The organism is Bradyrhizobium sp. Ai1a-2, from assembly GCF_000426245.1.
Lineage (GTDB): Bacteria > Pseudomonadota > Alphaproteobacteria > Rhizobiales > Xanthobacteraceae > Bradyrhizobium.
Genome location: NZ_AUEZ01000022.1, coordinates 104664 through 115965, shown reverse-complemented (window position 1 = coordinate 115965; position 11302 = coordinate 104664). Strand labels below are relative to the sequence as shown.

12 protein-coding genes are annotated in these 11302 nt (G+C 63.5%); 1 reads left to right on the top strand and 11 read right to left on the bottom strand.

Translation table 11 applies throughout. From position 1 onward, the window contains the following. The coding region (locus K288_RS0117235) for an IS5/IS1182 family transposase (RefSeq protein ID WP_027580673.1) at positions 1–312 on the top strand (312 nt) is incomplete at its 5' end. A gap of 209 nt (positions 313–521) precedes the next feature. Here K288_RS0117235 and K288_RS0117230 read toward each other — a convergent pair. The 11 genes from K288_RS0117230 to nuoH are packed head-to-tail and all read right to left on the bottom strand — an operon-like array spanning position 522 to position 11298. Beyond that, positions 522–797, bottom strand: a complete 276-nt coding sequence (locus tag K288_RS0117230) for a DUF1467 family protein (protein ID WP_027580672.1) — start codon at positions 795–797, stop codon at positions 522–524. Continuing rightward, positions 797–1201, bottom strand: a complete 405-nt coding sequence (gene mce / locus K288_RS0117225; RefSeq protein WP_027580671.1) for a methylmalonyl-CoA epimerase — start codon at positions 1199–1201, stop codon at positions 797–799. Before mce ends, K288_RS0117230 begins: the two co-directional genes overlap by 1 nt. Positions 1202–1257: 56 nt before the next feature. Continuing rightward, entirely contained in the window at positions 1258–2928 is a 1671-nt protein-coding gene (locus K288_RS0117220; RefSeq protein WP_027580670.1) for a ribonuclease J, read from the bottom strand. Then, the gene (locus tag K288_RS0117215; protein WP_027580669.1) at positions 2928–3740 is read right to left on the bottom strand and encodes a biotin--[acetyl-CoA-carboxylase] ligase; all 813 of its coding nucleotides are present in this window, start codon (positions 3738–3740) and stop codon (positions 2928–2930) included. Before K288_RS0117215 ends, K288_RS0117220 begins: the two co-directional genes overlap by 1 nt. Further along, the gene (gene nuoN, locus K288_RS0117210; RefSeq protein WP_027580668.1) at positions 3741–5177 is read right to left on the bottom strand and encodes an NADH-quinone oxidoreductase subunit NuoN; all 1437 of its coding nucleotides are present in this window, start codon (positions 5175–5177) and stop codon (positions 3741–3743) included. It lies immediately after the preceding gene. A gap of 11 nt (positions 5178–5188) precedes the next feature. After that, complete coding sequence (locus tag K288_RS0117205; protein ID WP_027580667.1) at positions 5189–6700, bottom strand: NADH-quinone oxidoreductase subunit M; 1512 nt, start codon at positions 6698–6700, stop codon at positions 5189–5191. Continuing rightward, positions 6700–8772: an NADH-quinone oxidoreductase subunit L gene (gene nuoL / locus K288_RS0117200; protein WP_027580666.1), complete on the bottom strand. Its 2073-nt coding sequence runs from the start codon at positions 8770–8772 to the stop codon at positions 6700–6702. Before nuoL ends, K288_RS0117205 begins: the two co-directional genes overlap by 1 nt. A 7-nt stretch (positions 8773–8779) precedes the next feature. Next, entirely contained in the window at positions 8780–9088 is a 309-nt protein-coding gene (gene nuoK / locus K288_RS0117195) for an NADH-quinone oxidoreductase subunit NuoK (protein WP_027537255.1), read from the bottom strand. Further along, the gene (locus tag K288_RS0117190) at positions 9085–9723 is read right to left on the bottom strand and encodes an NADH-quinone oxidoreductase subunit J (RefSeq protein ID WP_027580665.1); all 639 of its coding nucleotides are present in this window, start codon (positions 9721–9723) and stop codon (positions 9085–9087) included. The genes nuoK and K288_RS0117190 overlap by 4 nt, the downstream gene beginning before the upstream one ends. Before the next feature lie 9 nt (positions 9724–9732). Next, positions 9733–10221, bottom strand: coding sequence for an NADH-quinone oxidoreductase subunit NuoI (gene nuoI, locus K288_RS0117185; RefSeq protein WP_027580664.1), 489 nt, complete (start codon positions 10219–10221; stop codon positions 9733–9735). A gap of 6 nt (positions 10222–10227) precedes the next feature. Further along, positions 10228–11298: an NADH-quinone oxidoreductase subunit NuoH gene (gene nuoH / locus K288_RS0117180; RefSeq protein ID WP_027580663.1), complete on the bottom strand. Its 1071-nt coding sequence runs from the start codon at positions 11296–11298 to the stop codon at positions 10228–10230. Positions 11299–11302: the final 4 nt, after the last annotated feature.

Below are 11302 nucleotides of genomic sequence, written 5' to 3'. Positions count from 1 at the left end.
GGCGATGCGCCTCAGGCCCAGCCGCTCATCGAGGGGCTCCCAGCGGAGGTCGTGATGGGCGATGCGGCCTACGATTCCGATGCGTTGCGATCCGCGATCGCCGCAAAAGGCGCTCAAGCCGTCATTCCGAACAATCCCTCACGGGCAATCAAATATCCGCTCAACAAACCCCTCTATGCCGAGCGTCATCTGATCGAATGCTGCTTCTCGAAACTGAAGCGTTTCAGGCGCGTTGCTACGCGCTACGAAAAAACGGCACGAAATTACTTCGCCGTCGTCGCTATCGCCGCAACACTGCTCTGGCTAAGGTAATTGTCCACACGACCTAGCGCATGATCCGATCAAGTTGAATTGCAGTTGCGCTGAAGCTGCCTCCCTCTCCCGCGTGCGGGAGAGGGTTGGGGTGAGGGTGCCTCCACGATGGGGCTTTCCGTGGTGAGATAGCCCCCACCCGCTGCGCTTCGCGCAGCGACCTCCCCCGCAAGCGGGAGAGGTGAAGTCAACCTGAGCGACGATTGCGTCTAGAACGGCGTCCCCATCAGCTTCGACAGTCTTTCGATGCTGAAATAGCCGGCGTTATAGGCCCACATCGCGACAGCGAAAATGACCGCAGAGATCAGCGTGGTCCAGATCAGCTTGCGGCCCATCCGCGCCATGATCGGCGCGCCGGGATCGGTGCCTTCAACGCCCCCGCCCTCCTCGTGCTGGCTGCGCACGCCGAACGGCAGCGTCAGGAACAGCACGATCCACCACAGGACGAAGTAGATCGCGAATGCGGTTGAGATGTTGTAGGCCACTACGCCTGCTCGATCTCGACGAGCGCGCCGGAAAAATCCTTCGGGTGGAAGAACAGCACGGGCTTGCCGTGGGCGCCGATCTTGGGCTCACCATCGCCGAGCACGCGCGCGCCTTCCCCGATCAGCCGGTCGCGCGCGGCGATGATGTCGGGGACGTCATAGCAGACATGATGGATGCCGCCGTCGGCATTGCGCTCGACGAATTTTGCGATCGGCGAAGCATCGCCGAGCGGCTCGATGAACTCGATCTTGGTGTTGGGCAAGGTCACGAACACGGTGGTGACGCCGTGCTCCGGCAACGGCACCGCATCCGAAATCTCGGCGCCGAATGCCGTGCTGTAGATCTTGGCGGCCTTCTTGGCGTCCTTGACCGCTATCGCGACGTGGTTGAGCCGGCCCAGCATGTTGTCTCTCCCTCGCAGATGCGCTTGTTCTTGTCGCCGCCCTTGCCGAACAGGCGTCAGACCACCAGCACGTGAACGAGGCAGATCGGCTTCTTGCCCCAATGCTCGTTCACGGTTCCCCGCACCGCGCGGCGCACCGATTCCGCGACCGAGTCCGGGTCGCGCCGGCGCGCCCGCGGCAGGCTTTCCACGGTCGATACCACCACATCGAACACGATCTCGTCGAGCGCCTCGCCTGCGTTATTTTTCTCCGGCACGCCGACCAGGTCGACCTCCGGATCCTCGGCCAGCTCCCCCTGCGCCGTCATGGCGATCGCGACGAAGGCGCAGCCGGCAAATCCCATCCGCCGCCGCTCGACCACGGCGCGCGACTTGGAGTCCTCCAGAATGACGCCATCCTTGTAGAGGCGTCCCGAGGGCACTTCAGCGATGATGCCCGGCTCGCCAGGCCCGAGCCTGACCAGGTCGCCGTTACGGCACTCGATGACTCGTGGCACGCCCGCAGCGCGCGCAAGCTTGGCATGCTCGTGCAGATGCAGCGCCTCGCCATGCACGGGGATCAGAACTTGCGGCCGCACCCAGGAGAGCATGTCGCGCACTTCGTCGCGGCGCGGATGGCCGGAGACGTGGACGAGATGGTCACGGTCGGTGATGATCTCGATGCCCTGCTCGACCAGGTCGTTGATGATCGAGCCGACCGCCTTCTCGTTGCCGGGAATGGTGCGGGAGGAGAAGATCACGCAATCGCCCTTGTTGAGCGTGATCTCCGGATGATCGTCCTTGGCGATCCGCGCCAGCGCCGCGCGCGGCTCACCCTGGCTGCCGGTGCAGATCGCCAGCACCTTGTCGGGCGGGAAATGGCCGTAGACGTCGGGCCCACGGAAATTCTGCACGCCATCGAGATAGCCGGTCTCACGCGCGACCTGGACCACGCGGTCCATGGCGCGGCCGACCACCACGACCTCGCGGTCAGCTACCCGCGCCGCGTCGGCGACCGCCTTGATGCGCGCGACGTTGGAGGCAAAGGTCGTCACCGCGACGCGACCCTTCGCGCCCTTCACCAGTTCGGCGATGGTCTTCGACACCTCGGCTTCCGAGGGCGAACGCCCATCGCGGACGGCGTTGGTGGAATCACCGATCAGCGCCAGCACGCCGGCGTCGCCAAGCTCGCGCAGCCGCTTCTCGTCGGTCGGCGGACCTACGGTCGGCGTCGGGTCGAGCTTCCAGTCGCCGGTGTGCAGGACCGTGCCGACCTCGGTGTGGATCGCGAGCGCATGCGACTCGGGAATCGAATGCGCGACCGGGATGAATTCGACATTGAACGGGCCGATGTCGATACGTCCGCCCGAGGGCACCACGGTGATGGGGATTTTCGGCGGGTTGCGCTCGGCGGCGCATTTGGCCTCGAACAGCGCCGCGCTGAACTTGGTCGCGTAGATCTTGCACTGCAGCTTCGGCCAGAGATCGATGATGGCGCCGAAATGGTCCTCATGGGCGTGCGTCAGCACGAGGCCCATCAGGTTCTGCTGCTCCTTCTCCAGGAACGAGATGTCGGGCATGATCAGGTCGATGCCGGGCAGATGCTCCTCGTCGCCGAAGGAGACGCCGAGATCAACCGCGAGCCAGGATCGTTGCTGGCGATTGCCGAGGCCATAGATCGACAGGTTCATGCCGATTTCGCCGACGCCGCCGAGCGGCGCAAAGGTCAGTTCATCCGGCCGAGCCATCAGGCCGATCCCACTGAGGCCGCCGTGCCGAAATAGACCTCGCCTGCGGTTACGGGGACGTGCTTGCCGTCGGGCAGCCGGATAATCATGCAACCTGTCTCATCAATGGTGTCGAATGTGCCTTCGAGAATAGCGTTCCCCGTCCGAATCGCCACATTCTCCCCCAGCCGGGCGGCATGTTCGAGCCAAAGCTTTCGGATTTCGGGAAAACCTCGGCCATTGTCCCAGATACCGCGGAATTCCACCCAGGCGTCCGACAGCGCGGCAAAGAGCTCCTCGGCGCTGACATGGACGCCAAGGGCAGCCAGCGAAGTCGCTGGCGTCGGCGTGCCCTCAGGCGCCGCCACGACATTGGTGCCGATGCCGACCACGACGGCAAGGCGGCCGTCGGCGACGTTCTCGGCCTCGAGCAGGATGCCGGCGAGCTTCTTGTCGCCGGCCAGCACATCGTTCGGCCATTTCAGTGAGAACTTCAGCGCATCCGCCTCGCCCAGACGCAGCGCCGCCTCCACGCTCACCTTTTGCAGCGCGGCCGCCAGCGACAGCCCGGCGGCAAAGCCGAGCGTCGCCGCGACCGCGGGCGTCACGTCCACCACCTCGAGGATGCTGCTGGCGAGATTGCCGCGTGGCGCGATCCAGGCCCGCTGCCGACGCCCGCGCCCCGCCGTCTGCTCCGGCGTGACGAACCAGATTGGCCCCCGCTCGCCTTCGCGGGCGCGGCTTAGGGCTTCCGCATTGGTCGAACCAATCTGGTCGAAGGCGGCGAGCCGATAGCCGGCGGAGGTCGCGCGCGGACCGAGCGTGAACGGCATCTAAAAGAGTGACTTCGCCGCAGCGGTCGCAACACTGACCAGCGGCCCCGGATAGGCGAAGAAGAAGATGTTGAAGAGGCCCGCGACCGCCAGAACCCCGCGCAATTCAATCCGGACCGGGTCGAGCTTGCCGACTGGCTCGTCGAAATACATCGTCTTGATGATGGCGAGGTAGTAGTAGGCGCCCACCACGCTGGTGAGCACGCCGATGACGGCGAGCGTGAACAGGTTGGCCTTGATCGCAGCGACGAAGACGTACCACTTGGCGAAGAAGCCCGCGAGCGGCGGAATGCCGGCGAGCGAGAACAGGAGCATCGCGAAGAAGAAGGCGAGCAGCGGATTGGTCCGAGAGAGACCGGCAAAATCACTGATCTGCTCGAGCGCCTGCCCGTCCCGCTTCATCGCGAGGATGATCGCGAACGAGCCGAGCGTCATCGCGACATAGATCGCGACGTACATCAGCACGCCCTGCGCGCCTTCCACCGTACCGGCGGCAAGGCCGACCAGCGCAAAGCCCATGTGGCCGATCGAGGAGTAGGCCATCAGGCGCTTGATGTTCTTCTGCCCGATCGCGGCGAACGAGCCCAGCGCCATCGAGGCGATGGAGACGAACACCAGGATCTGCTGCCACTGCGGCACGATGCCGGGGAATGCAGTCAGCGTCGCGCGCGTAAAGACCGCCATCGCTGCGACCTTCGGCGCGGAAGCGAAGAACGCCGTGACTGGCGTCGGCGCGCCCTCATAGACGTCGGGCGTCCACATGTGGAACGGCACCGCCGACACCTTGAAGCAGAGGCCGGCGAGCAGGAACACCAGCCCGAATATGATGCCGGGGGTGGCGGTCGTGGCGGCCGCCGCGATGCCGGCGAAGTTGACCGTGCCGGTGAAGCCATAGATCAGCGAGGCGCCATAAAGCAGCATTCCTGAGGACAGCGCGCCCAGCACGAAATATTTCAGGCCGGCTTCGGTCGACTTGGCGTTGTCACGGTGGCTGGCGGCGACGACATAGAGCGCAAGGCTCATCAGCTCAAGGCCGAGATAGAGCGCGATCAGGTCGCCCGCCGAGATCAGCACCATCATGCCGAGGGTGGAGAGCAGCACCAGGATCGAATATTCGAAGATGCGGCGCGACGGGTCGGACAGGAATTCGGTCGACAGGATCAGTGTGGCCGCCGAGCCGATCAGCGCGAGTATCTTCAGGAAGCGGGCAAAGTCGTCGACGATGAAGCTGCCGCCGAAGGTCACGAGCTTGCCGGACGGCAGCATCAGGATGAGCACGCCGGTGAGGATCAGCAGCAGCGTCGCAAGCGTGGTCACGAGCCGGGTCGTCCCCTGCCCGCGATAGGCCCCGATCATCAACAGCACCATCGAGCCGACCGCGAGCACGAGCTCGGGCAGCACCGGCTGCAACTGATAACCTGCACTCGAGAAGCTCATGGGTTACGGCCTTACTGGAGCAGCGCGGCTGCCTTCACGGCAGTCACGGCGGTGTTGTAATTATTGACGAGCTGCTGGACCGATGCCTCGGACATGTCGAGCACCGGCTTCGGATAGACGCCGAACAGGATGGTCAGCGCCACCAGCGGGAACAGGATCAGGCATTCGCGCGCCGTCAGATCCTTGATGCTCATCAAGGACGGCTTGACCAGCGCGCCGAACACCACCTTGCGATAGAGCCACAACGCATAGGCCGCCGACAGGATCACGCCGGTGGTGGCGAACACAGTGGTCGGCAGCGACACCTTGAACGTGCCGAGCAATGTCATGAACTCGCCGATGAAGCCGCTGGTCCCGGGCAGGCCGACATTGGCCATGGTGAAGACCATGAACACCAGCGCATAGAGCGGCATCCGGTTCACCAGGCCGCCATAGGCGGCGATCTCGCGGGTATGCATGCGATCGTAGACAATGCCGACGCAGAGGAACAGCGCCCCGGAGACGATGCCGTGGGAGATCATCTGGAACACGCCGCCGGCGACGCCCTGCATGGTGCCGGCGAAGATGCCCATGGTGACGAAGCCCATATGGGCGACGGACGAATAGGCGATCAGCTTCTTCATGTCGTCCTGCATCAAGGCCACCAGCGAGGTGTAGATGATGGCGATGACCGAGAGCGTGAAGATCAGCGGCGCGAAGTCGTGCGACGCCAGCGGGAACATCGGCAGCGAGAAGCGCAGGAAGCCGTAGCCGCCCATCTTCAGGAGGATCGCCGCCAGGATCACCGATCCCGCGGTCGGCGCTTCGACGTGGGCGTCAGGCAGCCAGGTGTGCACCGGCCACATCGGCATCTTCACCGCAAACGAAGCGAAGAACGCAAGCCACGCCCACTTCTGCAGGCTGTGCGGCACAGCGGTGTGCAGCAGGGTCGGGATGTCGGTCGTGCCCGCGTTCCAGTACAGCGCCATGATCGCGAGCAGCATCAGCACCGAGCCGAGCAGCGTGTAGAGGAAGAACTTGAAGGAGGCGTAGACCCGGCGCGGACCGCCCCAGACGCCGATGATCAGGAACATCGGGATCAGGCCGCCTTCGAAGAACAGGTAGAACAGCACGAGGTCGAGCGCCGAGAAGGTGCCGACCATCAGCGTTTCCAGGATCAGGAACGCCATCATGTATTCGCTCACGCGCTGCGTGACCGATTTCCAGCTCGCGATGATGCAGAACGGCATCACCGCGGTGGTCAGGATCACCAGCGGCAGCGAGATGCCGTCGACGCCCATGTGATAGTTGATGCCGGTGGCAAGCCACGACGCCTTCTCGACGAACTGGAAGTCGGCGTTCGCCGGATCGAACCGCACCACCAGGATCAGCGAAATCAGGAAGGTGATCAGCGTGGTCCAGAGCGAAATCCAGCGGGCGTTGCGGTTCGCCGCTTCGTCCCCGCCCCGCGCGAGCAGATAGACCAGGATCGCGCCGAGCGCCGGCAGGAAGGTAACAACGGAAAGAATGGGCCAGGTCGTCATCACTGGGCTCCCAGGCCGAACATGAACCAGGTGATCAGGCCGGCGACCCCGATCAACATGGCGAAGGCGTAGTGATAGAGATAGCCGGTCTGGATCTTCACGGCGTTGCGGGCGACGTCGAGCACACGCGCCGACACGCCATCCGGCCCGAAGCCGTCGATGATGGCGCCGTCGCCCTTCTTCCAGAGGGTGTAACCGATCCACTTCGCGGTCCGCACGAAGATCAGATCGTACAGCTCGTCAAAATACCACTTGTTGAGCAGGAACTGGTAGAGCATCGGCTGCTGCTTGGCGAGCTCGACCGGCAGATAGGGCCGGCTGATGTAGAAGAGATACGCGATCAGGAAGCCCACCACCATCATCACGGTCGGCAGGAACGCGATCGACTCGGGGATGTGGTGCATTTCCTCGATGATGTGCGGGTTCATCTTCACGGATTCGCGGAAGAATTCCTCGATGCCGTGGCCCGCGAACAATTCCTTGAACGGGAAACCGGCGAGGATGGAGCCGACGGCGAGCACGCCGATCGGGATCAGCATCCACATCGGGCTCTCATGCGCAGCCTCGTAATGCTCCTCGTCATGCGGCGTACCATGGAAGGTCTTGAAGATCAGGCGCCACGAATAGAACGAGGTCAGAAGGGCAGCGACCACCGTCAGCAGGAAGCCGTAGAAGGCGAGCGGATTGTGCGAGGCGTAGGCCGACTCGATGATCGCGTCCTTGGAGAAATAGCCAGCGGTCAGCGGGAAGCCGGTCAGCGCCAGCGTGCCGACCACCATCACCGCGTAGGTATAGGGGATCTTCCGCCACAGCCCGCCCATGTTGCGGATGTCCTGCTCGTGATGCATCGCGTAGATCACCGAGCCGGAGCCCAAGAACAGCAACGCCTTGAAGAAGGCGTGGGTGAACAGATGGAACATGCCAACCGAATAGGCCCCCGCTCCCATCGCCACGAACATGTAGCCGAGCTGGGAACAGGTCGAATAGGCGACGATGCGCTTGATGTCGTTCTGTACCAGACCGATGGTCGCGGCGAAGAACGCGGTGGTCGCGCCGAAGAACATCACAACGGCCTGCGCGGTCGGCGCCAGCTCGAACAGCGGCGACAGCCGCGCCACCATGAACACGCCGGCGGTCACCATGGTCGCGGCGTGGATCAGGGCCGAGACCGGGGTCGGGCCTTCCATCGCGTCCGGCAACCAGGTGTGCAGCAGGAACTGCGCGGACTTGCCCATCGCGCCCATGAACAGCAGGATGCAGGTCAGCGTCAGCGCATCGACATGCCAGCCGAAGAAATTGATGGTCTTGCCGGTCAGGCCGCCGGCTCCGCCGAAGATGGTGTCGAAATCGGTCGAGCCGATCAGCGCGAAGATCGCGAAGATGCCGAGCGCGAAGCCGAAATCGCCGACGCGGTTGACGACGAAGGCCTTGATCGCGGCGGCGTTGGCCGACGGTTTCTGATACCAGAAGCCGATCAGCAGGTAGCTCGCCAGACCGACGCCCTCCCAGCCGAAGAACAGCTGCACCAGGTTGTCCGACGTCACCAGCATCAGCATCGCGAAGGTAAACAGCGACAAATAGGCGAAGAAGCGCGGCCGGTTCGGGTCCTCGTCCATGTAGCCGATGGAATAGAGGTGCACGAGCGAGGAGACGGTGTTGACGACGACGAGCATCACCGCGGTCAGCGTGTCGATCCGGAGCGCCCAGGAGACCTGCAGGTCGCCGGAGGTGATCCAGGGGAACAGCGTGACGCGGGCGTCGTGGTGTAGGAAACCGACATCGACCAGCGCGAACCAGGACAGCGCCGCCGAGACGAACAACAGCCCGGTCGTGATCAGTTCGGTCGCGCGGGAGCCGGCGGCTGGCGGCTCGGTGACATGGTGGTCGTCATGGCCGTGATCATCATGACCATGCGCGTCGTGAGCTTCGGCGGCGTGAGCGTCCGCGCCATGCCCGTCATCATGATGATCGACGGTGTCGCCGCTCGGATTGCGTCCATGCGGGCCGACGATCGCAATCAGGCCGGCAAGAATGGCGCCGAGCAGCGGCAGAAAGACGATTGCCTGGTACATCGGCGCGTTAGCCCTTCATCAGATTGACGTCTTCAACCGCGATCGAACCGCGGTTGCGGAAATAGACCACCAGCACGGCAAGCCCGATCGCGGCCTCCGCGGCCGCAACGGTGAGCACCAAAAGCGCGAACACCTGTCCGACGATGTCGCCGAGGAAGGTCGAGAACGCCACCAGGTTGATGTTGACCGAGAGCAGGATCAATTCGATCGACATCAGGATGACGATGATGTTCTTGCGGTTCAGGAAGATGCCGAGGATCCCGAGCGTGAACAGGATCGCGCCGACCGCGAGATAGTGTCCGAGGCCGATCGTCATTTCACCCACTCCGCCGCATCGGCTTCCTGCAGCCCCTGCCCCGACGTCACCTTGCGCAGCGCCATCGCCATGTCCGGCGTGCGTGCATTCTGCACCGTGATGTCCTGCCGCTTGACGTTCGCCTTGTGGCGCAGCGTCAGCACGATGGCGCCGATCATCGCCACCAGCAGCACGAGGCCCGCGATCTGGAAGTAGAAGATGTACTTCGTATAGAGCACGAGCCCGAGCGCCTCGGTATTCGAGACGTTGGTCGGGATCGCCGCGGTGATGGTCTTGGTGACGGCGGGGTTGATCACCCAGGCGCCGACTATCAAGAGCAGCTCGAACATGAAGATGCCGCCGATCACGAGGCCTACCGGCAGGTATTCGAGGAAGCCCTCGCGGAGTTCGCTGAAGTCGACGTCGAGCATCATGATCACGAACAGGAACAGCACCGCGACCGCGCCGACATAGACGACGATCAGGATCATCGCCAGGAACTCGGCGCCCATCAGCACGAACAGGCCCGAGGCGTTGACGAAGGCCAGGATCAGATACAGCACGGAATGGACGGGGTTGCGCGACACAACCACCATCACCGCCGACGCCACGCAGACCGCGGCAAACAGGTAGAAGAACAGTGCGGGAAGGATCATGCCCTCACCTCAGCGATACGGCGCATCGAGCTCGATCGCCTTTGCGATCTCGCGCTCCCAGCGGTCGCCATTGGCGAGCAGCTTGGCCTTGTCATAATAGAGTTCCTCACGCGTCTCGGTCGCGAATTCGAAGTTCGGTCCCTCGACGATGGCATCGACCGGGCAGGCCTCCTGGCACAGGCCGCAATAGATGCACTTCACCATGTCGATGTCGTAGCGCACGGTGCGGCGGGTGCCGTCGTTGCGGCGCGGGCCGGCCTCGATCGTGATCGCCTGCGCCGGGCAAATCGCCTCGCACAGCTTGCAGGCGATGCAGCGTTCCTCACCGTTCGGGTAGCGCCGCAGCGCATGCTCGCCGCGGAAACGCGGCGAGATCGGGTTCTTCTCGAAGGGATAGTTGATGGTCGGCTTCGGCTTGAAGAAATAGCGCATGGCGAGGAAGAACGCCGAGACGAATTCCGAGAGCAGAAGCGAGCGGGCTGTTGCGTTGATATTCATGACGCCTCACTTCGGCGCGATGCCGGCGAACTGCAGCACAGCGGCAACGACCACCACCATCGCCAGCGACAGCGGCAGGAACACCTTCCAGCCAAGCCGCATCAGTTGATCGTAGCGGTAGCGCGGCACGATCGCCTTTGCCATCGCGAACAGGAAGAACATGAAGAAGACTTTGAGCGCGAACCAGATTACGCCGGGGATCCAGGTGAACGGCGGCAGCGCCACCGGCGGCAGCCAGCCGCCGAGGAACAGGATCGTCGCCAGCGCGCACATCGTGGTGATCGCGACATACTCGCCAAGCATGAACAGAAGATACGGCGTCGAGCCGTATTCGACCATGAAGCCCGCGACCAGTTCGGATTCCGCTTCCACGAGGTCGAACGGCGGCCGGTTGGTTTCCGCCAGCGACGAGACGTAGAACACCACGAACATCGGCAGCAGCGGCCACACATACCAGTTCAGGATGGTGAGCTGCGGCAAGCCGATCAGGCTGCCAATCCCGCGGGTGTTCTGCGCTTCGACCACCGCGGAAAGATTGAGCGAGCCGGCGCAGAGCAGCACGGTGATGATCACGAAGCCGATCGAGACTTCATAGGACACCATCTGCGCCGCCGAGCGGAGCGCGGCAAGGAACGGGTATTTCGAGTTCGACGACCAGCCGGCCATGATAATGCCGTAGATCGACAGCGACGAGATCGCGAAGATGTAGAGCACGCCGACATTAATGTCGGAGATCACCCAGCCGAAATCCATCGGGATCACGGCCCAGGCGGCCAGCGCCAGCACGCAGGACACCAGCGGCGCCAGCAGGAACACGCCCTTGTTGGCGCTTGCCGGGATCGTCGGCTCCTTCAGCACGAATTTCAAAAGGTCGGCGAAGGATTGCAGCAGTCCCCAGGGACCAACCACGTTGGGGCCGCGGCGAATCTGCACCGCCGCCCAGATCTTGCGGTCGGCGAGCAGGATGTAGGCGATCGCGATCAGGAGCACGACGAGCAGCAGCACGCTCTGGGCGAGCATGATGATCAGCGGCCAGAGGAAGCCGGTCCAGAACGAGCTTGCGAAGAAATCAGACATCAGG

Excerpts from the sequence above, each read along its gene's own strand:
- K288_RS0117190 (WP_027580665.1), bottom strand. The coding sequence starts at position 9,723 with ATGATCCTTCCCGCACTGTTCTTCTACCTGTTTGCCGCGGTCTGCGTG.
- mce (WP_027580671.1), bottom strand. The coding sequence starts at position 1,201 with ATGCTGGGCCGGCTCAACCACGTCGCGATAGCGGTCAAGGACGCCAAG.
- nuoL (WP_027580666.1), bottom strand. The coding sequence starts at position 8,772 with ATGTACCAGGCAATCGTCTTTCTGCCGCTGCTCGGCGCCATTCTTGCC.
- nuoH (WP_027580663.1), bottom strand. The coding sequence starts at position 11,298 with ATGTCTGATTTCTTCGCAAGCTCGTTCTGGACCGGCTTCCTCTGGCCG.
- K288_RS0117220 (WP_027580670.1), bottom strand. The coding sequence starts at position 2,928 with ATGGCTCGGCCGGATGAACTGACCTTTGCGCCGCTCGGCGGCGTCGGC.
- nuoI (WP_027580664.1), bottom strand. The coding sequence starts at position 10,221 with ATGAATATCAACGCAACAGCCCGCTCGCTTCTGCTCTCGGAATTCGTC.
- K288_RS0117215 (WP_027580669.1), bottom strand. The coding sequence starts at position 3,740 with ATGCCGTTCACGCTCGGTCCGCGCGCGACCTCCGCCGGCTATCGGCTC.
- K288_RS0117205 (WP_027580667.1), bottom strand. The coding sequence starts at position 6,700 with ATGACGACCTGGCCCATTCTTTCCGTTGTTACCTTCCTGCCGGCGCTC.
- nuoN (WP_027580668.1), bottom strand. The coding sequence starts at position 5,177 with ATGAGCTTCTCGAGTGCAGGTTATCAGTTGCAGCCGGTGCTGCCCGAG.
- nuoK (WP_027537255.1), bottom strand. The coding sequence starts at position 9,088 with ATGACGATCGGCCTCGGACACTATCTCGCGGTCGGCGCGATCCTGTTC.